Source organism: Ruegeria sp. CDSA089, assembly GCF_059612205.1.
On record NZ_JBXWQD010000001.1, the window covers coordinates 506,304 to 530,772 of the forward strand.

At 59.5% G+C, this 24,469-nt stretch carries 24 protein-coding genes; 14 read left to right on the top strand and 10 right to left on the bottom strand.

What is annotated here, in order from left to right:
• Window positions 1-66 precede the first annotated feature (66 nt).
• Together queA and AC2FJ6_RS02535 are read right to left on the bottom strand one after the other, a co-directional pair.
• The gene (gene queA / locus AC2FJ6_RS02530; protein ID WP_480874280.1) at window positions 67-1,116 is read right to left on the bottom strand and encodes a tRNA preQ1(34) S-adenosylmethionine ribosyltransferase-isomerase QueA; all 1,050 of its coding nucleotides are present in this window, start codon (window positions 1,114-1,116) and stop codon (window positions 67-69) included.
• A 44-nt stretch (window positions 1,117-1,160) separates the two neighbouring features.
• Complete coding sequence (locus tag AC2FJ6_RS02535; protein ID WP_331252135.1) at window positions 1,161-4,547, bottom strand: YhdP family protein; 3,387 nt, start codon at window positions 4,545-4,547, stop codon at window positions 1,161-1,163.
• Window positions 4,548-4,615: 68 nt separating this feature from the next.
• On the opposite strand from AC2FJ6_RS02535, the gene AC2FJ6_RS02540 reads away from it, so the two are divergent.
• The 6 genes from AC2FJ6_RS02540 (at window position 4,616) to aqpZ (ending at window position 9,623) form a co-directional block, all read left to right on the top strand.
• Window positions 4,616-5,077 carry a peroxiredoxin gene (locus AC2FJ6_RS02540; RefSeq protein WP_170774606.1) on the top strand — a complete coding sequence of 154 codons (462 nt, stop codon included), beginning with the start codon at window positions 4,616-4,618 and terminating at the stop codon, window positions 5,075-5,077.
• 81 nt (window positions 5,078-5,158) lie between these two features.
• Window positions 5,159-5,974, top strand: a complete 816-nt coding sequence (locus tag AC2FJ6_RS02545; protein WP_496668591.1) for a ferritin-like domain-containing protein — start codon at window positions 5,159-5,161, stop codon at window positions 5,972-5,974.
• A gap of 180 nt (window positions 5,975-6,154) precedes the next feature.
• Window positions 6,155-7,480 (top strand): DUF5930 domain-containing protein, encoded by a 1,326-nt coding sequence (locus AC2FJ6_RS02550; protein WP_170770568.1) that lies wholly within the window; start codon window positions 6,155-6,157, stop codon window positions 7,478-7,480.
• Entirely contained in the window at window positions 7,470-7,970 is a 501-nt protein-coding gene (locus tag AC2FJ6_RS02555) for a bactofilin family protein (RefSeq protein WP_170770566.1), read from the top strand. The genes AC2FJ6_RS02550 and AC2FJ6_RS02555 overlap by 11 nt, the downstream gene beginning before the upstream one ends.
• Window positions 7,971-8,060: 90 nt before the next feature.
• Window positions 8,061-8,870, top strand: a complete 810-nt coding sequence (locus tag AC2FJ6_RS02560; RefSeq protein ID WP_170770564.1) for a M90 family metallopeptidase — start codon at window positions 8,061-8,063, stop codon at window positions 8,868-8,870.
• Between the two features lie 66 nt (window positions 8,871-8,936).
• Entirely contained in the window at window positions 8,937-9,623 is a 687-nt protein-coding gene (aqpZ, locus tag AC2FJ6_RS02565; RefSeq protein WP_170770562.1) for an aquaporin Z, read from the top strand.
• Window positions 9,624-9,661: 38 nt separating this feature from the next.
• Here aqpZ and AC2FJ6_RS02570 read toward each other — a convergent pair whose 3' ends face one another.
• Both AC2FJ6_RS02570 and AC2FJ6_RS02575 read right to left on the bottom strand, forming a co-directional pair.
• Window positions 9,662-10,210, bottom strand: a complete 549-nt coding sequence (locus AC2FJ6_RS02570; protein WP_170770560.1) for a peptidylprolyl isomerase — start codon at window positions 10,208-10,210, stop codon at window positions 9,662-9,664.
• Entirely contained in the window at window positions 10,203-10,709 is a 507-nt protein-coding gene (locus tag AC2FJ6_RS02575) for a peptidylprolyl isomerase (RefSeq protein ID WP_170770558.1), read from the bottom strand. The genes AC2FJ6_RS02570 and AC2FJ6_RS02575 overlap by 8 nt, the downstream gene beginning before the upstream one ends.
• Before the next feature lie 132 nt (window positions 10,710-10,841).
• Between AC2FJ6_RS02575 and AC2FJ6_RS02580 the strand changes: the two genes are divergently transcribed.
• The 7 genes from AC2FJ6_RS02580 to AC2FJ6_RS02610 all read left to right on the top strand — a co-directional run bounded on the left by AC2FJ6_RS02580 (window position 10,842) and on the right by AC2FJ6_RS02610 (window position 17,004).
• On the top strand, window positions 10,842-12,029 hold the full coding sequence (locus AC2FJ6_RS02580) for a phosphoglycerate kinase (protein WP_170770556.1): 1,188 nt from the start codon (window positions 10,842-10,844) through the stop codon (window positions 12,027-12,029).
• Between the two features lie 128 nt (window positions 12,030-12,157).
• Window positions 12,158-12,457 (top strand): FtsB family cell division protein, encoded by a 300-nt coding sequence (locus AC2FJ6_RS02585; RefSeq protein WP_170770553.1) that lies wholly within the window; start codon window positions 12,158-12,160, stop codon window positions 12,455-12,457.
• A gap of 164 nt (window positions 12,458-12,621) precedes the next feature.
• Window positions 12,622-13,611, top strand: a complete 990-nt coding sequence (gene pdhA / locus AC2FJ6_RS02590; protein WP_170770551.1) for a pyruvate dehydrogenase (acetyl-transferring) E1 component subunit alpha — start codon at window positions 12,622-12,624, stop codon at window positions 13,609-13,611.
• Window positions 13,612-13,626: 15 nt separating this feature from the next.
• Complete coding sequence (locus AC2FJ6_RS02595; RefSeq protein ID WP_170770549.1) at window positions 13,627-14,997, top strand: pyruvate dehydrogenase complex E1 component subunit beta; 1,371 nt, start codon at window positions 13,627-13,629, stop codon at window positions 14,995-14,997.
• A gap of 9 nt (window positions 14,998-15,006) precedes the next feature.
• Window positions 15,007-15,315 carry a DUF5076 domain-containing protein gene (locus AC2FJ6_RS02600; protein ID WP_480548344.1) on the top strand — a complete coding sequence of 103 codons (309 nt, stop codon included), beginning with the start codon at window positions 15,007-15,009 and terminating at the stop codon, window positions 15,313-15,315.
• Complete coding sequence (locus AC2FJ6_RS02605) at window positions 15,315-16,613, top strand: pyruvate dehydrogenase complex dihydrolipoamide acetyltransferase (protein WP_170770546.1); 1,299 nt, start codon at window positions 15,315-15,317, stop codon at window positions 16,611-16,613. The genes AC2FJ6_RS02600 and AC2FJ6_RS02605 overlap by 1 nt, the downstream gene beginning before the upstream one ends.
• Before the next feature lie 154 nt (window positions 16,614-16,767).
• Window positions 16,768-17,004, top strand: a complete 237-nt coding sequence (locus AC2FJ6_RS02610) for a hypothetical protein (protein WP_170770544.1) — start codon at window positions 16,768-16,770, stop codon at window positions 17,002-17,004.
• 7 nt (window positions 17,005-17,011) lie between these two features.
• Here AC2FJ6_RS02610 and cysE read toward each other — a convergent pair whose 3' ends face one another.
• Entirely contained in the window at window positions 17,012-17,821 is an 810-nt protein-coding gene (gene cysE / locus AC2FJ6_RS02615; protein WP_170770542.1) for a serine O-acetyltransferase, read from the bottom strand.
• A gap of 84 nt (window positions 17,822-17,905) precedes the next feature.
• Between cysE and AC2FJ6_RS02620 the strand changes: the two genes are divergently transcribed.
• On the top strand, window positions 17,906-18,244 hold the full coding sequence (locus AC2FJ6_RS02620) for a TraR/DksA family transcriptional regulator (protein WP_496668323.1): 339 nt from the start codon (window positions 17,906-17,908) through the stop codon (window positions 18,242-18,244).
• Here AC2FJ6_RS02620 and AC2FJ6_RS02625 read toward each other — a convergent pair.
• From AC2FJ6_RS02625 to AC2FJ6_RS02645, 5 genes are read right to left on the bottom strand one after another with little or no spacing between them, the layout of a single operon-like run.
• Entirely contained in the window at window positions 18,225-18,521 is a 297-nt protein-coding gene (locus AC2FJ6_RS02625) for a DUF7742 family protein (protein WP_170770538.1), read from the bottom strand. The two genes, AC2FJ6_RS02620 and AC2FJ6_RS02625, sit on opposite strands and share 20 nt — an antisense overlap.
• A 2-nt stretch (window positions 18,522-18,523) precedes the next feature.
• On the bottom strand, window positions 18,524-22,492 hold the full coding sequence (locus AC2FJ6_RS02630; protein ID WP_496668325.1) for a baseplate multidomain protein megatron: 3,969 nt from the start codon (window positions 22,490-22,492) through the stop codon (window positions 18,524-18,526).
• Complete coding sequence (locus tag AC2FJ6_RS02635; protein WP_496668327.1) at window positions 22,493-22,939, bottom strand: NlpC/P60 family protein; 447 nt, start codon at window positions 22,937-22,939, stop codon at window positions 22,493-22,495.
• Window positions 22,936-23,823, bottom strand: a complete 888-nt coding sequence (locus AC2FJ6_RS02640; RefSeq protein WP_496668329.1) for a phage/gene transfer agent baseplate hub protein — start codon at window positions 23,821-23,823, stop codon at window positions 22,936-22,938. Before AC2FJ6_RS02640 ends, AC2FJ6_RS02635 begins: the two co-directional genes overlap by 4 nt.
• Window positions 23,823-24,455 (bottom strand): DUF2460 domain-containing protein, encoded by a 633-nt coding sequence (locus AC2FJ6_RS02645; RefSeq protein WP_170770530.1) that lies wholly within the window; start codon window positions 24,453-24,455, stop codon window positions 23,823-23,825. The genes AC2FJ6_RS02640 and AC2FJ6_RS02645 overlap by 1 nt, the downstream gene beginning before the upstream one ends.
• Window positions 24,456-24,469 lie beyond the last annotated feature (14 nt).

The following is a 24,469-nucleotide window of genomic DNA, read 5'->3' on the forward strand; positions in this document are numbered from 1 at the left end:
CAGATGAAAAGCGGCTTGGGTCGTGCTTGTCTACGACATTACCATGTTTTGATCCCGACACGCGACTTATTCCGGGATCAAAAGCGATGCATCGCCGTATGAGAAGAACCGATATTTCTGTTCAATTGCATGAGCATAAACATCGTGAATCCTGTCCTGCCCCATCAGTGCCGAGACCAGCATCAGCAAAGTGGATTTCGGCAGGTGGAAGTTTGTCATTAGCGCATCGGTGACGTGGAAATGGAAACCGGGATAGATGAAAATGTCGGTCTCGCCTTCCCACGGCGCGATTTCTCCGCTGCGCGCGGCGCTCTCGATCAGGCGCAAGGCGGTGGTACCCACCGGGATCACGCGGCCTCCGGCAGCCTTGGTGGCGCGTATCTGCTGCGCGGCCACTTCGCTGACACGACCCCATTCGGCGTGCATCTTGTGGGTTGTCACATCCTCGACCTTGACCGGCAGGAAGGTGCCCGCGCCGACATGCAACGTGACATGGCTGAACTCCACGCCACGCGCTTCAAGGGCCTGCATCAGCGCGGTGTCGAAGTGCAGTGATGCGGTCGGGGCTGCGACCGCGCCAGAATTACGCGCCCAGATGGTCTGGTAATCAGTCTTGTCCTGCTCATCCGCCGGGCGCTTGGCGGCGATATAGGGCGGCAAAGGCATCGCCCCGGCCTGTTCAAGCGCGGCATCAAAATCCTCACCCGTCAGGTTGAACCGCAGATAGGCCTGCCCCTCTTCGACCCGGTCCAGCGTCGCGCTGAGGTCGTCCGAGAACCGGATATCCTCGCCCGGTTTGACCTTTTTCAACGGTTTGATCAGCGCGGTCCACGTGCCATCCGCCTGCGGCTCTAACAAGGTGGCCTCGATCGCGGCCGAGACCGGCCCTTGCGCGCTGTCGCGGTGGCGGCGACCATTCAGACGGGCGGGAATAACGCGGGTGTCGTTCAGGACAAGGCGATCCCCGGCCCGCAACCAGCCGGGAAGATCGAACACATGCGCATCCGAAATGGCATTGCCGTGCGCAACCAGCAAACGCGCCGACGACCGAGGGGTCGCGGGCCGCGTGGCAATCAGGTCTTCGGGTAGATGGAAATCAAAATCGCTGAGTTTCATGCGGGCGCATTACAAGGCCCCGCTGGATTCAGCAACAACCCAATTTAGCGGTCCTCGCCGCGGGTCCCAGAGGCTGCTTTCGTGTTGTCCGATTTGACCGGCTGAGAATTCGGCCCGTCCGTCACTTTTGGCGGTGGTGGTCTAAGCAAATTACGCAAGAACAAAGGCGCAAGGCCCGACAAAGGGTTGACCGCAACCTTGGGCGCGGTGAGCGGACCGGTCAGGGAATAGTTGAACCCGATGACCCCTTCACCCTTTTTGGTCAACAGGCTGCCCACCGCGTTGACCAGGTATATTGGTGAAATCGCGCCGCGCAGGTTCAGCAGCCCATTCGCAAGGTCGACTGTTCCATCGAAGGACAGCCCCATTGAAGGACCAACCGCGCTGCCGCTGAGGACCTTGATCTCGGTCGGTGTGATGCGCATTCGGCTTTCAATTGTCGCAAAAAAGATCCCCTGCCCGGCCATTTCGTCAATCAACCCAACCAGGCTGATTGCGTTCAGCAGGGCCGCCATGGCGGGCGCATCGGTGATCCGCGTGTTCGAGATTTTCAAGTTGGCGTCATAGTCACTGCCGTTGCCGACCGGCTCCAGCGTCATGGTCAGTGTGCCGCCCCGCGCCTGTGTGATTACCCCGGCAGCGCGAAGCGCCTCGCCTGCATCATCCGAGATCAACTCGACCGCGCTGCGTGCACCGCGTGGAGTGATCGTCCCGCGTACCGGGGCACTGCCGTTGATCCGCGCAGTGAAGCCGCCCGTGACACCGCCCGTGGTACGGAAATCGCCCTTGAAACCAGTCAGTGCTATACTTTCCGTCACTTGCAACCGATCCAGAACCACATCCAGATTCGGCCCGTTCCCGGTCCCCCCGCTGCCGCTGCTACCGCCGCCAAAGGTGGCGCCACCCAGATTGACCACCCCGCCTTGCACCCGAATATCAGGCACCGAGGCGCCACGGCTGACCAACTCGGCCGGGACGGCAAGCCAATTGCCCAAATCGAACGAGCTGAACTCGACCTTGTCGAATTCACCATCCTCGCGGAATGAGATCGACGCGGTGCTGCGCAGCCCTGCCGCATCCAGTTTCAGCGAATTGACCCTCAGTTGATCGCCCAACGTCGCGTCGAGCGTCATTCTTCCCTGGGCTTGCCGCCCCTTGCGCCAACCCAACTCAGGGATCGACAGCGCGACACCGACCAGATCCGAAGTCGCCGTCAGCGCGATCGGTTCACCCGCCCCAATTCCCAGATTGATATCGGCTGTACCCTGCCCGGTCAGCATCCCCTGAGGCAGGCCCGCCTTCAACTCGGTCATCAGTCGCGGGGACAGTTCAATCTCGCCCGACAGCTGACTGCGTTGCGGCTCGGTGCCACCGATGGGTTGGCGCCATGTTGCGTGCATGGGCACGTCGCCAAACAGACCGTAGCCGCCAATTTCGACAGCAGTTTGATCGCCCGACAATGTCAGTCGATCGGCACTGATCGTGAAACCAGGAACCAGCCGGTCGCTTTTTACATTGTCGATGTCACCGGTGAAATGAAACTCGGTATCTTCGAATTTCAGCCCTTTTATCAACGGCAGGGACAGCGTGCCCGACAGGCTGACATCACCCGCTGCTAAATCAACGGGCAAATTGGCCTTGCTCAGCAATTCCAGCGGCGGCAGGTCCAGAAGCGACAGCGCTGCCGTCGCCTTGCCTTTGGCTTTGATCCGGGCAATCGCTGGCGATTCCTTCTTGATCGACGTATCGGGGATGATGAAGGACGTCCCCGACGCATCGACCGCGCCTCCTTCGGGGGCCATCACCACCCCACTTTCCGCCGAGGCGGTGAAGCGGTTTTCCAGAAGGCTTACCCGGCCTTGTGCGTCCTGAACGGGCGGCAGGGTCTTGGCAAATTTGATCTTCGCGTTGTCGAACCCGAAACCCAGATAGAGATCAGGTTTGGTTTCGGGACGGACCCGAAGCGAGAATTCGATGTCCGCGAAATCACCCTCATACAGGTTTTCAGACACCCATAGGCGGGGTTTGGGGGCCAAAATCTCGGGCCAGTAGTTCAAAAGCCGGTCCGAGGTCATCGTATCCAGATGCGCATCCAGAGACGCGACCCACCCGTCGGGTCGCCCAAGTAAGCGCCCCGAGGCCCGCAATGTGTGATCGGCATCCGTCAGGGTCAGTTGTCCCAAACGCAATTCGAACGGCAAAAGTTTCATCTGGAAGTCCAGCTCGGCCCGCGCGGATTCCAACGATTCCGGGAACAGGCCGCCGGGATAGATGTCGATGCTGTTGAGCTGCAACTGAGCGGTCAGGCTTTCCAACGCACCGTCTTCGATGCCTTGCAGAAACGCCTTGCCCTCGGCCTGAATGGCTCCAAGGTCCGAGACCACGGACGCCTCGTTAAAATCTAGCACCTGCTGGCTTGGGTCATAGGTGAAATACGTCCGGGCAGACTCGAAGCGAATGGGTTTTGTCTCGGGCGTAGGCTGAACGGCCCCTGCGCCAAGGTTCAGGGTGGCAAACAGCGGGCCCAGCGCGGCTTGATCGTCGATGCTGCCCCGCAAGGACCCTGAAATCGGCGCTTTGAGCACTTGCAGCCAGGCTAACGCAAGGCTTTGCCCGGCAATATCCTCGGAAGGTAAATCGGTGATCGAAAATCCGAAACTTGCCTGAGGACTACCCAGAAGACTGGTATAATTGGCCTCGATCGAGCTGGCATAGTCCCGCCCGGTCAGAACCGAAAAGCCGGTGGCAAGGCGCATTTCGTCACCGTCGCGTGTGACGGTAATGTGGCCGCCATCGAAAACCCAGGCCCTACCCAGTCGCAAATCCTGGTAGTCCAGCGTCAGCGATTGCAACTCGACCGACCGCAGACCCGACAGGATTGGCGACAGAAACACATCATCCGATTCCTCGATCAGTTCAGCTAGCGTCGGGGCCTGCTGCACCGGAGAGCTGCCGGACCCGACCGTCAGCGACAACGCCCCGTCCTTGTTGCGCGTCAGGGCTATCTGGGCATCTTGCAGGATGATGCGACGCGGGCGGATCTGGCCACGCAACAGGCCGCGCATAGACAGGCGCGTCCGCAAGTCGCCGACCTGCGCGATCTGCTGACCCGCCGCGTCACTGATCGTCACGTCACGTAACCTTAGCCGCGGAAGCCATTGTTCATTCACGAAAAACGTCGCATCACCGAACCGAACTTTCAGCCCGCCCAGCGTCTGATCCAGCCGTTTTTCAGCCTGCGTGCGCATCCATTGGGGCGCGTGTAACTGGTGACCGATCAGAAAGAACCAACCGGCGACAGCCAGCGCGCCAAGCATCAACGTAAAGCCAAGGGTCACATAGGCAACCAGCCGACGGCGCGACCTGCGACGCCGGGGTGTCTTGCTCTGGTCTGCACTTTTGTCGTCGTGCTGCACCAAATTGCTATCCACGCCTTTCAACCCGCTCGCACCGCCCTATGATCACGGGCAGCACTTAAAAACCTTTAGCGGAGTTTCCAATGCCCGACGTTACAGACATCGCCCCTGATTTCACTTTGCCTCGCGACGGCGGTGGCGAGGTCACGTTGTCAGACCTGCGCGGCGGTGCCGTCGTTTTGTTCTTTTACCCCCGCGATGATACGCCGGGCTGCACCAAGGAATCCATCGGTTTCTCGGAACAACTTCAGGCCTTTGCGGATGCGGGCGCTCACGTTTTCGGCATTTCGCGCGACAGCGTGGCCAAGCACGACAAATTCGTCGCCAAACACAGCCTGACCACGCCACTTTTGTCCGACGAAAGCTCGACCGCATGTGAGGATTATGGCGTGTGGGTTGAAAAGAACATGTATGGGCGCAAGTCGATGGGGATCGAACGATCCACTTTTTTGATCGACGCCGAGGGCAAGGTCGCCAAGGTCTGGCGCAAGGTCAAAGTACCCGGCCATGTGGATGAGGTGCTTGAGGCCGTCCGCGACCTCTGACCCCTTTTCTTGCGGTCGCCATCCGGTCTATGACGCAGTCCGATCAAGCGGAGAAAAACGGTGTCTAAAACCCTGACCCAGATGGCGACCGAAGTTCTGACGACCGCGGATGGACACGCAAAAACCGCGCTGTCCAAACGCTATGCCGCCAAATGGTTCGCCGCCCGCGGCGGGGATGCGCCCGCGATTGAAATCGGCACGGCGTCTCCGCCTTTGTCCCCCGCGCGCCCAGATAAGCCCGAGCTTCTGTCCCCGCGCGAGGTGCCCAAGCGCAAACCCGGCACCGAGGCGGGCCGGATCGCATTGTTGCATGCGGTTGCCCATATCGAACTGAACGCAGTGGACCTTCATTGGGACATCATCGCACGTTTCGGGCATGTCCCCATGCCCATCGGATTCTATGACGATTGGGTCAAATGCGCCGAAGAAGAATCGCGCCATTTCGAGATGGTCTGTGATTGTTTGGAACGCATGGGCAGCCACTATGGTGCCCTGCCTGCCCATGCCGGGATGTGGCGCGCCGCAGAAGACACCGCCGAGGACCTGATGGGCCGTCTGGCCGTCGTCCCCATGGTGCTCGAGGCGCGCGGGCTGGATGTCACACCGGGCATGATCGGCATCTTCCGCAAAGCTAAGGATGAGCACGCCATTGCCGCACTCGAGGTGATCTATGCCGAAGAGGTAGGACATGTGGCCTATGGCTCGAAATGGTTCCATTTCCTTTGCGGGCGCGAGAATGCCGACCCCAAGGATGTGTTCCACTCCTTGGTGCGGCGCTACTTCCACGGTGTGCTGAAACCACCCTTCAACGAAGAAAAACGCGCCGAGGCCGGATTGCCCCCCGATTTCTACTGGCCCCTGACAGAGGACCTAACTGCGCCCGGTCAAGCGCGTTAAACCTGCACAAGTTGATGTTATCGGCAACTTCCCGCCTAAAATGGGCGGGAAAAAACCGGTTCGTTGTGTGAACTGGTTAACAAACTTGCCCAAATCGCACGTCCCCTCTATGCAGTTGGCCCAAGGGACGGAGACAACTCACAACCGGTCCCGAATTGGGGATGGACAGAGGGAAGACGCGTGCGAACACGTCTGGCAATTAAACTACATTCACTGCTCGAGCGGCACCTACCAGAACGCCGGGTATTTCTGAAATCCGACAATGATACACGGTTCATCCGTCTCAGCTCCGAGACGCAGGTGGCAGCTGTTGCTGGGGTCGCGCTGATCGTCGGCTGGACCGCCGTGGCAACCGCGATCCTGTTGATGGACAGTATCGGATCGGGCAATTTCCGCGATCAGGCGAAACGGGATCAGGCGACCTACCAAGAACGTCTAAACGTCCTGTCAGCGGAACGTGACATGCGCGCCGCCGAGGCGTTGTTGGCGCAGGACCGGTTCAACGCGGCGCTTCAGCAAATTTCGGCCATGCAATCCGAATTGCTAGCTTCGGAAAACCGCCGTCGCGAACTGGAAACGGGCATTGAGGTCATTCAGACCACCCTGCGCGCGACGATGAAACAGCGCGAAGACGCGCGTCTGGAACTAGCTCAGCTCAAGCAGGATGGCGGCGCGGACGAGGCCTATATGGCCAGCGCAAGCGACCCCGCCCAGATGGATTTCATGACCCAAGCGCTGGCCCGTACGGCGCTGGAACGGGACCAGATCGCAGCTGATGCCAAGGATGCGCTGGAAGAACGTGACGATCTTGAGCTGGAAATCCGGCTCATGCAGGAACGCAGTGACGAGATTTTCCGTCAACTGGAAGAGGCAATGGTCATCTCGGTCGAACCGCTCGACAAGATGTTCCGTCAGGCAGGAATGCCCACAGACCGCATCATCGAAGAAGTGCGGCGTGGTTACAGCGGCATGGGTGGCCCCCTGACCCCCATATCCTTCAGCACGCGCGGTGAGGAACTGACCCCCGACGAAATCCGCGCCAACACTCTGCTACAGCAGATGGACCAGCTAAACCTGTACCGTATCGCTGCCGAGAAGGCGCCGTTTGCCAGCCCCGTGAACGCCGTTGTGCGTTACACCAGTGGCTTCGGCACCCGCCGGGACCCCAAAACCGGTGGCCGGCGCATGCACAACGGTGCAGACTTCGCTGGTGCGCACGGGACGGATATCTTTGCGACCGCCGATGGTGTGGTCACCCATGCTGGCTGGCAGTCCGGGTTCGGACGGCTGGTGAAAATCAAGCACGCCTTCGGAATTGAGACACTTTACGCTCATAACACCAAGATACGTGTAAAGGTTGGTCAAAGGGTCTCGCGCGGGGATCATATTGCTGATATGGGTAGCACCGGACGGTCGACCGGCACGCATCTTCACTATGAGGTGCGCGTGAACGGAAAACCTGTTAACCCAATGACTTACATTAAGGCTGCGAGAAATGTTTTCTAAGAGCAAAATCAACGAGCCCGCATCCAATGCGTCCGAGGCGGCAAAGCCTGCGGCTCCGGCCACACCGGCGGCACCTGCCCCGTCTGAAACCAAGGCCAGCACTGCACCCAAGCCCAAGCCTCCGGCGTCGGTTCTGTCTGCGGACCTACACATCACCGGCAACCTGAAAACCTCGGGCGATATCCAGGTCGAAGGCACGGTCGAAGGCGACATCCGCGCCCATCTGCTGACTATTGGCGAAACCGCCACCATCAAGGGCGAAGTGACCGCCGATGACGTGGTGATCAATGGCCGTATCGTAGGCCGGGTGCGTGGTCTGAAAGTCCGTCTGACGTCGACCGCACGGGTCGAAGGCGACATCATTCACAAGACCATCGCTATCGAAAGCGGCGCGCATTTCGAAGGTTCGGTGCAGCGTCAGGACGACCCGCTGAACCCCGGTCGCGGCGGCAAAGGCGGCGCGAACCCGGCTGCTGAAGTCAAGCAGTAAAGCTGACACGAAATCAATTCTATCAACGCCGCGGGGAGACCTGCGGCGTTTTTGGTTTCACGCCGCCATTTTCGCTTGTAGTCTTTGCAAATGTTGATTTTTTTCTCGGTTCTTTTGCTGATCGCTGGCTTCTTCGCCTATCGTCATTGGTCCAAAATCCAAGCACGCAATGCGCTTTTGGCAGCTCCTCTGACCAAGCATCAGCGTCGGATCATCGACGCACAGGTTCCGCTGTTGCGCCGCCTGCCCGTCGGTCTGCGGGACAAGCTGGATGGCAAAATCAACCTATTCCTGGATCAGGTACAATTCCACGGCTGCGACGGACTGGACGTCACCGAGGAGATGAAGCTAGCCATTGCTGCGCAGGCCTCTTTGCTGCTGGTCAACCGTGACATCTGGTACGACAACCTGACCACCATTCTGATCTATCCCAACGCCTTCAAGTCGCGTCAGCGCAGGCAAGACGGCTATGTGATCAGCGAGAAAGAGATCGTGCGCACCGGCGAAAGCTGGGATCGCGGCCCGGTCATCCTGTCGTGGCGCCACAGCCAGCAAGGCGCGTTGGACGATCGCGACGGGCAAAACGTCGTGTTGCACGAATTCGCGCATCAGGTCGATGATCTGTCCGGCGGCACCAACGGCGTCCCGATCCTGAGCGACGGGCAGAGTTTCGCAGAATGGGAACGGGTTTTTCTGACCGCCTATGACACCCATGTTCACGCCGTGGAACATGGCCGCCCCACGGTCATCGACCCCTATGGCGCCACCGGACACGAGGAATTCTTTGCCGTCTCTGTCGAGGTCTTTTTCGAGCGGCCCAAAGCCCTGAAAGCCGACGCGCCCGAGGTCTACGACCAGCTTTCAAAGCTGTTCCAACTGAACCCGGCAGACTGGGAATGACCTAAACATTTAACAAAAATGAATTTTTGAATTACGCTAAGCCCATTGATTTTCGGAGGGCTTTTCATGTCATCAAAACTTCTGGCCGAGTTTTTCGGCACGTTCTGGCTGGTGCTGGGCGGGTGCGGCAGTGCGGTATTGGCAGCCGGAGTGGCCGATGTGGGTATCGGCTGGCTAGGCGTTTCATTCGCCTTTGGTCTGACGGTACTGACCATGGCTTATGCGGTCGGTCACATCTCGGGCGGGCATTTCAATCCGGCGGTCAGCCTTGGTCTGATGATCGGCGGACGGTTCGATGCCAAGGATCTGATTCCCTACTGGATCGCGCAGGTGATAGGCGCGGTCGCAGCAGCAGCTGTGTTGTATCTGATCGTAAGCGGCGCACCAGGGTTTGAAGGCGCAGGCGGGTTTGCCTCGAACGGGTATGGAGAGGCCTCACCGGAAGGCTATTCGATGCTATCCGCGCTGGTGATCGAGATCGTGATGACCGCGTTCTTTCTGATCATCATCCTTGGAGCGACATCGAATTTTGCACCCGAAGGCTTTGCGCCGATCGCCATTGGCCTGGGCCTGACGCTGATCCACCTGATCTCGATCCCCGTGACGAATACATCGGTAAACCCAGCGCGCTCGACCGGCGTTGCCCTCTTTGCAGACGGTCCTGCGATGGCGCAGCTTTGGCTGTTCTGGGTCGCACCGCTGATTGGGGCCGCAATCGGGGCGCTGATCTGGAAAGCAATGGGTGACGACTGAAGCAAAAAGCCCCGATGCAGCGCATCGGGGCTTTTTTATTATTCCGTTACAGTGACTTTTTTCATCACATCCGGCTGGCCGATCACCGCGCCGTTGGGACCGTCGCCGCGCTTGATCGAGTCCACCACGTCCATACCGCCGGTCACTTGACCCACAACCGTATACTGACCGTTCAGGAACGGACCGGGCGCAAACATGATAAAGAACTGCGAGTTTGCGCTGTTGGGATCCTGCGCCCGCGCCATGCCTACAACACCCCGGTCGTAATTGAAGTCCGAGAACTCAGCAGGCAGATCCGGGCGATCCGACCCGCCGGTGCCCGCCCGACGCAGATCACTGCCCAGACGTCCATGCTCTACGTCCCCGGTCTGCGCCATGAAGCCTTCGATCACGCGGTGAAAGACCACCCCGTCATACTTACCTTCGGCAGCCAGAGTGCTGATCTGTTCCACATGTTTAGGGGCCAGATCGTCAAACAGATCAACGGTCACGGTGCCATTGGCACCCTCGCCCTCGATCTCAATCTCAAGGCCTGTGGCAAGCGCAGGGCTAGCCAGCAAGGCAAAAGCAGCGGCCAGCTTATACATCGGCGGCCACCTTGACGCTGATCATGCGGTCAGGGCTCATCGGCGGCTCACCACGAGTGATGGCATCGACATGTTCCATCCCTTCGATGACTCGACCGTAGACGGTGTATTGGCCGTTCAGGAAGTGATTGTCCTTGAAGTTGATGAAGAACTGCGAATTGGCCGAATCCGGATTCTGCGAGCGTGCCGCGCCCAGCGTGCCCCGGTCGTGCGGCAGTTTCGAGAACTCTGCCGGAACGTTCGGCAGCGACGAGCCGCCTGTACCCGCCATACGGATGTTGAACCCGTCTTCCATGTCGCCGTGCTGCACATCGCCGGTCTGCGCCATGAAGCCGTCGATCACACGGTGGAAGGCCACGTTGTCATACTCGCCACCACGGGCCAGCTCTTTCATCCGGGCCGAGTGCTGAGGGGCCACGTCAGGCAGCAGTTCGATGACGACATTGCCGTCTTTCAGCTCGATGATGATGGTGTTTTCGGGATCCTTGATCTCGGCCATGTGGCCCTCCTGTCGTTTATCTTGCGCAAATACCTATGCGGCATGGGCGTGAATGCCAAGTGACGCATTGACCTGAGGGCAAAATGCAGGAAAAGAACCGCCTAAATCGGTTGTAACGACAAGGACAGAGTGATGGGCTGGAAAACACTGGACGATATGGACCTGAACGGCAAACGCGTGCTGGTGCGCGTCGATATCAACGTGCCGGTCGTTGACGGTGTTGTGACCGACGCCACCCGCATACAGCGCATCGTGCCCACCGTGCGCGATATCCTTGCGGCAGGCGGCAAACCGATCCTGCTAGCGCATTTCGGCCGCCCGGGTGGCGAGCGACGTGAGAACCTGTCGCTGAAGCAGCTGATCCCCACCCTGACCACTGCCTTTGGCGCAGATGTGCTGTTTGCCGCAGATTGCGTCGGCACCGAGGCCGAGCTGGCTGCAGAGCAGCTGCAGCCCGGCCAGGTTCTGTTGCTGGAAAACACCCGTTTCCACGCTGCTGAAACCAAGAATGACGCTGATCTGGCCGCTGGAATGGCCAAACTCGGCAAAGTCTATTGCAACGACGCTTTCTCGGCCGCGCACCGCGCGCACAGTTCGACCGAGGCCATTGCCCGCCTTCTGCCCGCCTGCGCCGGTCGCCTGATGCAAGCCGAGCTCGAGGCCCTTGAGGGCGCTCTGGGCGCGCCAAAACGCCCGGTGACGGCGGTTGTGGGCGGGGCCAAAGTGTCCACCAAGCTGGAACTGCTGGGAAATCTGATCGAAAAAGTGGACTTCCTGATCATCGGCGGCGGAATGGCCAACACTTTCCTCGTTGCCAAAGGCCTGAATGTCGGCAAGTCGCTGGCGGAAACCGCCATGAAGGACACCGCAGCCGAAATCATGGCCAAAGCGGAAACCTCGGGCTGCAAGATCGTTCTGCCAACGGATATCGTTGTGGCCGACAAGTTCGAGGCAGGTGCCCCACATCAGGTTCTGCCCGTGGATCAATGCACCAATGACGGCATGATCCTAGACGCCGGCCCTGACAGTGTTGCCGCAATTTCCCAGATCTTCGCAGAAAGCAAAACGCTGATTTGGAACGGCCCGCTGGGCGCATTTGAGATCGAGCCCTTTGACGCTGCCACCAACGCCGCAGCCTTGAAAGCCGCCGCTTTGACCCGCTCGGGCCAGTTGGTGTCCGTCGCCGGCGGCGGCGACACGGTTGCGGCGCTGAACGCATCCGGCGCGGCCAAAGATTTCTCGTATATCTCGACCGCAGGCGGCGCGTTTTTGGAGTGGATGGAAGGCAAGACCCTGCCGGGCGTCGCCGCGCTAGAGTAATAAAATTCACGGCCCCTGACACTTTTTTGCGAATCAGGGGATTCACAACCCGAATCACCTGTGACATAGTGCTTTCAGAGGTCCGAAAAGGGCCCGTTATTGAGGCGTTTCATACGGCGGTAAACAGAGTGTCCCGTTCCAATCGGCCCGGTTTGGGCGCAGTCGTTTTCTTCATGGTAGCTTTTATGCTGGGTGTTTACTTCACCTTCGCTGCCGTGCAGGGGGACTATGGCCTGTTCCGACGGGTCGAGATTGCAGCGGAACGGGACGCCCTGTCGCGCGATCTGGAAAAGCTGGAAGCCAAGATCGCCCAGATGGAGAACCTGACCCGTCGCCTCTCGGACACTTATCTGGATCTGGATCTGCTGGATCAACAGGCACGCTCGGTACTGGGCATGATCCGCTCGGACGAAATTGTTATCCGCTAAGCCCGACCAAGATTTTTCGACGAAAAATCTCTGACGTCGCACCCTTTGATACCCGTGCTTGCAGGGTCAGTGTCGCCGCATATTTTCCCTCGCCAGAGCATCGGAAATGCTTTATGAAATAGTTTAACGCTAAACTATCTTGCCGAGAGGGGGAGATCGCCAATATGGCTGCGCGAAAAACCACAAAGAAGCCAAATGTTTCTGCTGAAGAACTCACCACATATTACCGGGAAATGCTGCTGATCCGCCGATTCGAGGAGAAGGCGGGCCAGCTTTATGGAATGGGCCTGATTGGCGGCTTCTGCCACCTTTATATTGGTCAGGAAGCCGTTGTTGTGGGTCTCGAGGCCGCAGCGAAAGAGGGTGACAAGCGAATTACCTCTTACCGCGACCATGGCCACATGCTGGCCTGCGGCATGGATCCGGGCGGCGTGATGGCCGAACTGACCGGACGTATTGGCGGCCTGTCCAAGGGCAAGGGTGGCTCGATGCACATGTTCTCGAAAGAGAAGCATTTCTATGGCGGCCACGGCATCGTTGGCGCGCAGGTTCCATTGGGTGCAGGTCTGGCGTTTGCAGATAAGTATAAAGAAAACGGCGGCGTCACCTTTACCTATTTTGGCGATGGTGCTGCGAACCAGGGTCAGGTTTACGAGACGTTTAACATGGCGGCCCTGTGGGACCTTCCCGTGGTTTTCGTGATCGAGAACAACCAATACGCAATGGGAACATCACAGGCACGCTCGACCTCGACCAAAGATATCTACCATCGTGGCGAGGCTTTCGGCATCCCCGGCGAGATCGTGAACGGCATGGATGTGCTTGCGGTCAAAGCTGCCGGTGAAAAAGCCGTCGCCCACTGCCGCGCGGGTAAAGGCCCATATATCCTTGAGGTCAAAACCTACCGCTACCGCGGCCACTCGATGTCCGACCCGGCCAAATACCGCACTCGCGAAGAGGTTCAGAAGGTCCGCGAACAAAGCGACCCGATCGAACATGTGCGTGAGCTGCTACTGACCGGCAAACACGCGAGCGAAGATGACCTGAAGGCGATCGACAAAGAGATCAAAGAGATCGTCAACCAGGCCGCCGAATTCTCGAAAGAAAGCCCCGAGCCTTCCGTGGAAGAGCTCTGGACAGATATCTACGCCTGAGAGGACGATTAAGACATGGCAACAGAAATTCTCATGCCCGCCCTTTCGCCCACTATGGAAGAGGGCACGCTGGCCAAATGGCTGGTCAAAGAAGGCGACACTGTATCATCCGGCGATATCATGGCCGAGATCGAAACCGACAAGGCGACGATGGAGTTCGAAGCTGTCGATGAAGGTATCGTTGGCAAGATCCTGATCGCGGAAGGCACGGAAGGGGTCAAGGTGAATACCCCCATAGCCGTGCTTGTGGACGAAGGCGAAGACGCCTCCGCCCTGCCCGCGGCTGCGCCCGCAGCCGCAGCGGTGACCGAGGCCGCCCCTGCGGCGGTTGAGGCCCCCGCTCCCGCCGCCGCACCGGCGGCTCCGGTCGTCGATCTGTCGCCGGATTGGCCAGCCGATGCCGAGATGAAATCCGAAACCGTCCGCGAGGCCCTACGCGATGCGATGGCCGAGGAAATGCGCGGTGACGACGACGTCTACCTGATGGGCGAAGAGGTTGCCGAGTATCAGGGCGCATACAAGATCAGCCAAGGTCTGCTGGATGAATTCGGCCCCAAACGCGTGATCGACACGCCGATCACCGAACATGGTTTTGCCGGTATCGCAGTTGGTTCTGCCTTTGGCGGCCTGAAACCCATCGTTGAGTTCATGACCTTCAACTTCGCCATGCAGGCGATTGACCAGATCATCAACTCCGCCGCCAAGACGCTCTATATGTCCGGCGGTCAAATGGGCTGTCCCATCGTGTTCCGTGGCCCCAACGGTGCCGCCGCCCGCGTTGCCGCGCAGCACAGCCAGGATTACGCGGCGTGGTATATGCAAATCCCCGGCCTGAAAGTCGTCATGCCCTATTCGGCAGCCGACGCCAAAGGTCTGCTGAAATCGGCCATTCGCGACCCCAACCCGGTGATTTTCCTGGAAAACGAAATCCTCTATGGCCGGTCTTTCGACGTGCCCCAAGTGGACGATCTGACCATCCCGCTGGGCAAAGCGCGTATCTGGCGCGAAGGCACGGATGTGACCATCGTCAGCTTCGGCATCGGGATGCAATACGCGCTAGAAGCCGCCGATAAGCTGGCCGAAGAAGGTATCAGCGCCGAGGTCATCGACCTGCGCACCATCCGCCCGATGGACACTGGCGCGATCATCAACTCGGTGATGAAAACCAACCGTCTTGTGACCGTCGAGGAAGGCTGGCCGCAAGGCTCGGTCGGCAGCTATATCAGTTCGGTCGTGATGCAGGAGGCGTTCGACTATCTCGACGCACCGGTCATCAACTGCACCGGCAAGGACGTTCCGATGCCTTACGCCGCGAACCTCGAAAAGCTGGCCCTTATCACCACTGATGAGGTCATCGCCGCCGTCAAACAAGTGACCTACCGGTAAGGAATAGTCATGCGGCCGCTCGCCCCTCCAGAAGATGTAGAAACCAATGAAACGGCCCACGAGATGGTTCGTTTCTGGATAGCTGATGAAGAGCATCAACTAACATTGAATATCGGGCTATTTGACCCCGATGAGGAGCCCCGACTTTGGGGCTCCATCTTGGCCGATATCGCACAACACGCTGTTAACGGAATGCTGCAAGACCGCCCGGACGCAGGTTCCTCAGACCTACTTCTGGCTCAAATCGAAGCAGGGTTTGCAGATCGTTTGAATCAATACCCGGAATTTTCGGGATCGCTCCAGGGGAGTAAGCACTAATGCCCACAGAAATTCTGATGCCCGCCCTGTCGCCGACCATGGAAGAAGGCACGCTTGCCAAATGGCTGGTCAAAGAGGGCGATACCGTGTCGTCTGGCGACCTGCTGGCCGAGATTGAAACCGACAAGGCGACGATGGAATTCGAGGCCGTTGACGAAGGCACCATTGGCAAAATCCTGATCCCGGAAGGCTCCGAGGGCGTGAAGGTCAACACGGCCATCGCGATCCTGCTGGAAGATGGTGAAAGCGCCGATGATATCAGCGCAACACCCGCAGCAACCCCCGCGGCTGCCCCGGCAGTCGCTGCGGGTAACGAGGCCGCCCCTGCGGCGTCCGAGGCGCCCGCCCCTGCCTCGGCTGCTCCGGTCAAGGCCGATGGCGGTCGTATCTTTGCCTCGCCTCTGGCCCGCCGGATCGCCGCGCAAAAGGGCCTTGATCTGGCGCAGATCACCGGCTCGGGTCCGCATGGACGTATCGTCAAAGCGGATGTGGAAGGCGCAACGGCGACGGCCCCAGCGGCAGCGCCCGCACCTGCAGCAGCGGCTCCGGCGGCGGCGGCACCGGCTGGCCCCTCGGCAGACGCAGTTGCCAAGATGTACGAGGGTCGCGACTACGAGGAAATCAAGCTCGACGGCATGCGCAAGACCATCGCCGCGCGCCTGTCCGAGGCCAAGCAGACCATCCCGCATTTCTACCTGCGCCGCGATATCAAACTGGACGCGCTGCTCAAGTTCCGCAGCCAGTTGAACAAGCAGCTGGAAGGCCGTGGCGTGAAGCTCAGCGTCAACGACTTCATCATCAAAGCTGTCGCCAACGCGCTGCAACAAGTTCCAGCCTGTAACGCGGTTTGGGCCGGTGATCGGGTGCTGCAACTGAAACCCTCGGACGTGGCCGTGGCCGTCGCGATCGAGGGCGGGTTGTTCACCCCAGTGCTGCAGGATGCCGACACCAAGTCGCTGTCTGCGCTGTCGACCGAGATGAAGGACTTGGCCGGGCGCGCGCGTGAACGCAAACTGGCACCGCATGAATATCAGGGCGGTACTTTTGCGATCTCGAATCTGGGCATGTTTGGCATCGACAATTTCGACGCTATCGTGAACCCGCCGCACGCTGGAATTCTGGCTGTGGGCACCGGTGTCAAGAAACCGGTTGTAGGCGATGATGGAGAGCTGACCGCAGCAACCGTGATGTCCGTCACCATGTCCGTCGATCATCGGGTTATCGATGGTGCGCTTGGGGCAGAACTGCTGCAAGCTATCGTGGAAAACCTTGAAAACCCGATGGTTATGCTGGCCTAACATCTAATAACACAAAACAGCCGCGCCCGATTTTCCGGCGCGGCTTTTTGGTGCCCTGACGGGATGTGAGCAAGCGTGATCTGCCCGACTGTTGCTAGGTTCTGCGCAGCACACCAAATTGAGTGCAGATCAGAAACGAATGCACAGGTGCCCCATGACCTTCACGCGAATTACTCGAACAGGATTGGTTTTGCTGATGCTGGCTGCGATTGCACCCGCCGACGCCTATGCCAAGCCCAATAGCTATCCCGGCGAAAACTCGAAATACAATTCAAAAAGCGCGGTTGCCAAATGGGAAGCAGAACGTTCCAAACGAATTGAAGAGCGTAAGAAACGGCGAGAAGAACGGCGGCTCAAGCGGTTGAACGAAAAGAACAACCGCTCGAACTAATACTCACTTACTGATCCTTTCCCAGCATGTGATCCATCGAGATCGAGGGCTGATCGCACCCTGCTTCGCCCACGATCTTGGCCGGAATGCCCGCCACTGTTTTGCACGCGGGCACTTCCTGTAACACAACCGAGCCCGCAGCGATCCGGCTGCAATGACCCACTTCGATATTGCCCAGAACCTTGGCCCCGGCCCCGATCAGAACACCGTTGCCAATCTTGGGATGACGCTGCTCTTCTTCCTTACCGGTCCCGCCCAGCGTCACTGAATGCAGCATCGAGACATTGTCCCCCACCACAGCAGTTTCGCCAATCACTATGGAATGGGCATGGTCGATCATGATCCCTTTGCCGATTTTCGCGGCGGGGTGAATGTCGATCCCGAAAATCTCGGACGAGCGCATCTGGAAGAAATAGGCCAGATCGTAGCGTTTCTTCTGCCACAGCCAATGCGCCACACGGTAGGCCTGCATCGCCTGATAACCTTTGAAGTACAGGATCGGCTGCAGCAGGCGGTGGCAGGCTGGATCGCGTTCGTAGACCGCCATAAGGTCAGCGCGAGCCGCCTCGATCAATGACGGATCGTCGGCATAGGCTTCGTCCACAATCTCGCGCAGCACCATCATCGACATCTCGTTCGAGCACAGCTTGGCCGCTACACGATACGACAACGCGCGCTCAAGACTGCGGTGATGCAGGATACAGGCATGCACCAGCCCGCCCATCAGGGGCTCATTTTCAACGGCCGCTTCGGCCTCGGTCGTGATGCGGTCCCAGACGGGGTCGACGGGGGTCACAAGACTGCGCTTTTCCAACATGGCTTTTCATCCTTTGCTGCGCCTAGAATGCCATTTAGTGGCAAAAACGCCAAACGCAAACCCGTGATCTGCAAGGCAACGAAAATGAATGCATCGCAACTGGCAGAATTCGAAGCCAAAATTCGAGCGCGGTTGGAAGAACTGGCGGAGGATTCAGCCGCTGGACAGGACGCGCAAGCGGTTGTCGAGCTGGACCAGCAAGCCGTTGGTCGCCTGAGCCGAATGGACGCTTTTCAAAATCAGGCCATGGCCAAGGCGCAGCAAGCAAACAGGAATCTGGAAATGCGTAGGTTGCAATCCGCATTGCAGCGTATGGAGGACTGGGAATACGGGTTTTGCGAGGATTGTGGAGAGGATATCCCCGCTGGCCGCCTGAATTTGGACCTGGCGGCCAGCAAATGCGTCAGTTGCGCGTCTGGTTGATCCGAGTGTCGATCAGGTGACGCAGCACCAGTTCAAAGCACTGACAATAGCGCAGATCGTCAAAGCTGGGCTCATCCGCCAGCTTCCTGTTACGCGCCGCCGCCATCAGGGAACCATTTCCAAACAGCGGATGCATACACCCGGTCTGGCCGACATAGGCATCGGCCAGTTCTGCTTCTTGGATCATACGTTGGCACAGGCGGTCCCGGTCCAGCGGGTCAACCCGTAACAGCACCCGCGCGGCGGCACTGACATCGCCGTGAAGCACCGGGCGCATGGTCAGCCCTGCCCGACCGACAGTCGCGCAAACAGGCCGGGGCCAAAGCTGGCGGAAACCTGCGCGACCTGTACGTCGTACCCCGCTGAGACACCATCGCTTAGCTTCATCGCGGCGCTATAGACCCAACGCGGTTCTGCAGTGATCTCTTCTCGGATCAAGGACCCGCTGGAGCGAACCTGTACCAGATAGGTTTCAGCTTCTTCCGCCAGTGGTACGTCCAACCCCTCCCAGTCGTCGCCATCCAGACGGGTGCGGCGAATCCAGCTGATCTGGTCCTCGGACGCAGCGCGATGCGCGCGCAGATGAACCGGAGCATAGGGCCGCAAGCCATTGCCGTTGAAAACCAGAACCTGATGCACATAGGACGGATCATCGTACCCTCGCGCTGCCGGGCCCATGCGATAATGCTTGGCGACACGACGTTCGGACCTCAGAAGGTTGGTCTGCGCGATCCGTTGATCCAGCAAGACAAAGGTCGAACCTTCTGGCCAAACATCCGGTATTGCGGCGTCGCTGCCCAACTGACCACGCAGGCGGCCAGACAAAGCGTAAGTGCCGGGGCTTTCCAACGTTGCTTGGACGAACTGAAACACCTCCCAGTTGTCGGGCGATCCGTCGCCGATTGCTGCCAGATTGGCCCCATTCAGCAGGGCGTCTCGCGGTCGGGACTCCAAAAGCCCTGCGATCAACTCGACACGCAAAGGCGCGCCATTATCCCATACACCGGCACTTGCACGCCGCAGAGGTGTTTGCGTGAAGCCGATCACCGCCTGCCGCGAGATCACATCCTGCAAGCGGTAATCCTCATCACTGCCAGAGGAATAGACCGCCGCCCCACCGGGCCACGGATCGGCCGACACTGCGATGTAGGGCGCATGAGGCGCCTCGGCCCCCGTGATCAGCGGCAGGTCCAGAAATACGGGCAGAACCGGAACCGGCGCGACAAAGGGCCGTTCGGGAACGGGATCCTCGGGCAAGTCCGAGGCGCTGTAGACGCCCGGCTCAACCCGGACCGCGTCGGCCAATTGCAATTCGGCCTGTTCCAGGCGGTCGATGCGATACCGCGCGCCCTGTTCGTCCCCTGACAGGCTGATCACATCGCCCGCGCCGATATTCAGCATCGATGGTGGCAGGGCAAAGCGGACAGTTTCACGCGACACCCGCGCCTCGCTGAGCCAGCGCTCGACCGTTTGGCGCCCCTCGGTGCGGGTCATCGACAGGGGCATCTCGTTGACCGAGACGGAATGTGTCTGATCGTCTGGTAGAACGGCCTCCTCCGAGACGATGTCGTGATCGGCATCCGATTGCACGAAACGCAACCGCACGCGCCCCGTCATCTCGGCTTCGGCTTCGCGCCGGTGTTCGATAGTGTTTTCGACATCCGGGCTTATGGCCAGTTGCTCGGGGTCTATCACCTGTGGCGTCTGCGCCGCCCGCATCCGAAAAATCAAAACGCCGTCGCGTTCAATGGAATCGAACCCATAGCGCAGCATCAAAGGCTGCAAAGCCGCCCGCGCGTCCGAGACCTGCTCGATCACATAGCCGCGGACAACACCATAAAGCTGCGTGGTGTCGATATCGGTCACTCCGGCTCCGTGGCAGATTTCCGTCACCACGGACGCCAGACTACGCGCGCCAGAGCGTCCGTTCAGCCAATGGCCACGGGCATAGTTTTCACCGTCGCTCCACTGGCTGCGCAGATTGGGAAAGGTGGGATAGGGCCGTGCGTCCCAGGCCCAGACATAGGCGTTGGACATGTCAATCATCGGTGCGTCATAGACATCTGATACGGGGTTCAGGGTCGGGTCGGACCAGTACCCCAGCACCGCGCGCAGATATTGAAACTGCATGAAATCATCCCGCAACCCATTGGAATAGGCTGGCAAGCTGGATTCCGAGGACTTTGGGTCCAGAAATTTGTTCGGCTGGTTCGTGCCCTTGTCGATGGCCGCACAGCCAAGCTCTGTGAACCAGATTGGTTTCGACCCCGGAACCCATGCTGTTTGGTTCGCCTGTCGCACACCGCCGATGCGTTCGTGATGCGGGTTGGACCACCAATTGCGCAGGTCCTTGTAGCGCCAGATCCACGGCTCGTTGTGTTGCGCGTCTTCAATGGGCGCGCGGATTTGCGCCTCGGCCTCTTCGGGTGAGGCATAGAACCAGTCATACCCCTCGCCGCCTTCGATATTGCTGCGCAGGTAGTCCAGATCGTAGATCGCATTCGCGCCGGCCTTCAGGTCGGCATGATCCTCGCCGTCCCGCCAATCCGACAGTGGCATGTAGTTGTCGATGCCGACGAAGTCGATATTGTCATCCGCCCACAGTGGGTCGAGGTGAAAGTACCGATCCCCGCTGCCATCCGCAGGCTGATAACCGAAGTATTCGCTCCAATCCGCTGCATATCCGATCTTGGTGTCAGGCCCCAGAATTGTGCGCACTTCGGCCGCGAGGGTGCGCATCTGAGTAACGGCCGAAAAACCCGAAGCCCCTCGGATCTGCGTCAGACCACGCATCTCGGACGCGATGCAGAAGGACTCGACCCCACCTGCGGCCTTACATAGCGCGGCATAGTGCAGAATAAAGCGGAACATCCCCCAGTCCTGCGGGCCGGTATAGGTCACTGCACCATCGGCGATGGCAAAATCCGACGCCCGCGCCTGACCGAAGAATGCATTGACCTGCGCATCGGCCTGAGCGGTGCCATCCGGCGAGCCCGCGCGTCCCGGTGCGGTGCTAAGCGTGATCCGTCCGCGCCACGGAAGATGGGGCTGACCGGTTCCGCCCGACCAGGGGTCTGGCAGGTTATTGCCGCTGAGTTGGTCCATCAGAATGAACGGGTAGAACATCACCCGTTTGCCCGATTGCTTCAGGTGCTGGATGGCCTGCACGACCGACGCATCGGCCGGGGTCGCCCCATAGACCGGTCGGTCATTTTCATGCTGTACAAGCTGCGCCTCGGCACGGGACACGCCCGCAACCGTCCAGGGCATATTTTCGCCCTCATATTCCTTGTGCAAAACCTTGGGCTGCAACTGACACTCGCCGCAACGCAGGTCATTCCCGAACCACGACACGATCAGCGAGGCCGCGTCGCAGGACGGCAGTTCCGTTTCCAGCGCGCGGGTCGAGGTTATAAGATCAGGCACACCAGACGCCGAGTTCACATTGGCCGCCCAGCTTTGCCCCCGCCCCTTGGTGTAATTCACCTGAGTGCTCGCCAGCGCGTATTCGCCGGTGCCCGGCATCAGGGCCACGCCCCGCACAATACTGGACAGCGCATTCGGTGTCTCTGGCAGATCGGGTTGATCCGGACGCACCACCTCGAACGAGAATTGCGGCACCCTGTTGCCAAAGGCCGCCAGCTGCAAATCTTCGATCACTACATAGGCTGTCCCCCGGTAGGCCGGAACACTACCCGCCCCCTCAATCGCTTCGATCAAGGGATCAGGCAATTGCGCGTCATCGCCTGGGTAGACCCGCATGTTCAGGCCCGCGCGTTCCAGCTCCTCTCCGTCGGCCCAGACCCGAGACACATCGGCGATCTGTCCCGCCCCGACTGCAATCGCCAACGAGATCGAATAACTGTAGCTATGAGTGGTGGTCGTGACCTCGGGTGCTTTCGGGCTTCCTTTTCCGCCGCCGCCCGACTGCGTAGTTGTGCTGGTACTGAGCGTTTCCAAAAAGTCCGAGGCCCAGATGACCTGCCCACCAACCCGCATCCGCCCGAATAGGGTAGCGACCGAGGCGCCTTCGCCCGTCTCTGTCAGTCGGAACCGGTCCAGCCGTCCGGTTTCGACCACCTCGCTGCCGCTGCCCATGACCGATTGGCTCATCAGTCGCTGGTCGATTACACGACCCAGTGACGCCCCGATGGCGCGCCCTATGACCGCCGTAGACAACCCCGCGACCGTGCCCCCAATCGCGCCGCCAATCGCGGCACCGGCCGCTGAAAGTACAATCGTCGCCATTTACATATCCTTCCGCGGAAAACAGAAACAGGCGACCACGCGGCGGCACCACGGATCGCTCAGTGTATTTTCGACGACGCCACGGCCGGAATACGCATGAATAAACTGCGGCAATGGTTTGATCTGGCTGACAAGTCCGACATGCTTTGCCACGCGTCCGTCGCGCATCCGAAACAGCAAAACATCTCCGACTGCCGCCTCCTTAACTGGCTTTGCGATCAGGTGGCGGCGGGCAGCATCCCACATCCGTTCCTCACCCTGCGGTTCAGACCAATCCATAGAGTACGAAGGCACCGCCTCCGGCTCGGCCCCCATGACTGCGCGCCAGACACCACGCAACAAGCCCAGACAATCCGCGCCCGCCCCCTTGGTCGAGGCCTGATGAACATAGGGCGTGCCCAGCCAGCTTCGCGCCTCGGTCACGATATCCTGCCTTTCTTCGGTCATCGTCTGCTTCCCCCTGCGTTCGGATTGCTTTTCTTGGGTACGGCCATTACCCAATCCTCGCTCGGAAGATCAGGAAATCCTTGGAAGTTTATGAGATTGCTGAATTTTAACCGACAAGTTTCCATACGCTTGTCGCAACCTGCGGTCAGGCGCACCTTGTCCCCAACCGCCAGACCGCCGCTGATCCCGGACCACAGCGTGATGCGACGACCACCAGAGATCGGCTCATCCTGCTTGACCGACGCCCATAGGCCCTCGGCCTGCCCCGACAAAACGTCAACGCGGCCCCGTTCGAACCACGCGGCTGAAGCGGCTTCAGCACCCGTTACCTCAAGCTCACTACCAGCAGTCAAACGAACAATCTGGGCTTCGGCCTGGAACCCCGGTGCTCCAACGTCGAACCGACAACTTCGGTCGCCCAGAACCGCCGTACAGGGTTTTTGATAGATCCGCCCCAGAGGCCGGTTCAACAGATCCGTCAGGCCCCGTAGTTCAGCATGAAACGCCCCACCCGCACGACGTATCTCGCCAATCGAGCCGCGAAATTGCAGGATACGCTGTTCTGGCTGCGCCCAGTTCACCAACCAGGCTTTAACCTCAGCCCCATCGAAACGACCCGCCTCAATATCCTGTTCCCGAACCGCTGCATCGGACAACGCGCCCATCGCCTCGGAATTATCGATGGACAGGCCCGTAGCTTGTTCAACCGCAGCGGCGGTCAAGCCGGTGCTGGCCTTGAAGGTCAGCCCCTCGAACTGCAATTCCAGATCATGATCCGTAAACCCATAGACCTGCCCGTCCGGTCGCGTGATGGCCCAGCACCGGCACGTAGTCGTCAGCCCGGTTTGCAGATGCGCTTGCAAGCTTTCCCGATCCACGCTCATCAGATACGCACCTCGACAACCGGAACATTGGGAACGTCTCCGGCCTGAAAGCTGGCAACGCTGGTTTGGATCTTGTCGGTGTCAAAACGCACGGGCACGTCAAACTCGAACCCCGCGGTGATCTCGACATTCTCGGGCGGCGGGTCGGCGAACATCACTTGCCCGCGCAGCAGATCAACCTCGAAATCCACCCCTTCGCGCATTTCATCCTGTTCCAGGCCCAACCGCACCGTACCCAGAACCGGCTTGGTGATGGGGCGCACATACTGGAATCCGCCCGAACTGTAGGTTTTAACAAGCTGAAAGTCGGTCTTCACGCCGTCTCCGCGCGCGATGACCTGATCGCCTTTGTCCACGTCAGCGGTTGCCGCACCGGATTTGTAGTCGGACCAGTCCTTCCAGCGGAACCCGAACATTTGGCCCTGCCGGGCCTCGAAAAACGAGATCAAAGTCTCGATATCATCCAGCGACCGCATCCCGAACCCAGCATCATACCGCCTGCGCGAATGAGCCCAAGGGGTGTTGCGTTCTTCGAAACCATTGGCCAACGTCACTATGTCCGTTCGCCGCTCCGGTCCGCCGACCGAGCCGAAACTCAGGCTGGCGGGAAATCTCACTTCGTGGAAATTCATGACCTGCTCCGTGA

Excerpts from the sequence above, each read along its gene's own strand:
- queA (WP_480874280.1), bottom strand. The coding sequence starts at position 1,116 with ATGAAACTCAGCGATTTTGATTTCCATCTACCCGAAGACCTGATTGCC.
- AC2FJ6_RS02540 (WP_170774606.1), top strand. The coding sequence starts at position 4,616 with ATGCCCGACGTTACAGACATCGCCCCTGATTTCACTTTGCCTCGCGAC.
- AC2FJ6_RS02545 (WP_496668591.1), top strand. The coding sequence starts at position 5,159 with ATGGCGACCGAAGTTCTGACGACCGCGGATGGACACGCAAAAACCGCG.
- AC2FJ6_RS02555 (WP_170770566.1), top strand. The coding sequence starts at position 7,470 with ATGTTTTCTAAGAGCAAAATCAACGAGCCCGCATCCAATGCGTCCGAG.
- AC2FJ6_RS02560 (WP_170770564.1), top strand. The coding sequence starts at position 8,061 with ATGTTGATTTTTTTCTCGGTTCTTTTGCTGATCGCTGGCTTCTTCGCC.
- aqpZ (WP_170770562.1), top strand. The coding sequence starts at position 8,937 with ATGTCATCAAAACTTCTGGCCGAGTTTTTCGGCACGTTCTGGCTGGTG.
- AC2FJ6_RS02570 (WP_170770560.1), bottom strand. The coding sequence starts at position 10,210 with ATGTATAAGCTGGCCGCTGCTTTTGCCTTGCTGGCTAGCCCTGCGCTT.
- AC2FJ6_RS02575 (WP_170770558.1), bottom strand. The coding sequence starts at position 10,709 with ATGGCCGAGATCAAGGATCCCGAAAACACCATCATCATCGAGCTGAAA.
- AC2FJ6_RS02580 (WP_170770556.1), top strand. The coding sequence starts at position 10,842 with ATGGGCTGGAAAACACTGGACGATATGGACCTGAACGGCAAACGCGTG.
- pdhA (WP_170770551.1), top strand. The coding sequence starts at position 12,622 with ATGGCTGCGCGAAAAACCACAAAGAAGCCAAATGTTTCTGCTGAAGAA.
- AC2FJ6_RS02595 (WP_170770549.1), top strand. The coding sequence starts at position 13,627 with ATGGCAACAGAAATTCTCATGCCCGCCCTTTCGCCCACTATGGAAGAG.
- AC2FJ6_RS02600 (WP_480548344.1), top strand. The coding sequence starts at position 15,007 with ATGCGGCCGCTCGCCCCTCCAGAAGATGTAGAAACCAATGAAACGGCC.
- AC2FJ6_RS02605 (WP_170770546.1), top strand. The coding sequence starts at position 15,315 with ATGCCCACAGAAATTCTGATGCCCGCCCTGTCGCCGACCATGGAAGAA.
- AC2FJ6_RS02610 (WP_170770544.1), top strand. The coding sequence starts at position 16,768 with ATGACCTTCACGCGAATTACTCGAACAGGATTGGTTTTGCTGATGCTG.
- cysE (WP_170770542.1), bottom strand. The coding sequence starts at position 17,821 with ATGTTGGAAAAGCGCAGTCTTGTGACCCCCGTCGACCCCGTCTGGGAC.
- AC2FJ6_RS02620 (WP_496668323.1), top strand. The coding sequence starts at position 17,906 with ATGAATGCATCGCAACTGGCAGAATTCGAAGCCAAAATTCGAGCGCGG.
- AC2FJ6_RS02625 (WP_170770538.1), bottom strand. The coding sequence starts at position 18,521 with ATGCGCCCGGTGCTTCACGGCGATGTCAGTGCCGCCGCGCGGGTGCTG.
- AC2FJ6_RS02630 (WP_496668325.1), bottom strand. The coding sequence starts at position 22,492 with ATGGCGACGATTGTACTTTCAGCGGCCGGTGCCGCGATTGGCGGCGCG.
- AC2FJ6_RS02635 (WP_496668327.1), bottom strand. The coding sequence starts at position 22,939 with ATGACCGAAGAAAGGCAGGATATCGTGACCGAGGCGCGAAGCTGGCTG.
- AC2FJ6_RS02640 (WP_496668329.1), bottom strand. The coding sequence starts at position 23,823 with ATGAGCGTGGATCGGGAAAGCTTGCAAGCGCATCTGCAAACCGGGCTG.
- AC2FJ6_RS02645 (WP_170770530.1), bottom strand. The coding sequence starts at position 24,455 with ATGAATTTCCACGAAGTGAGATTTCCCGCCAGCCTGAGTTTCGGCTCG.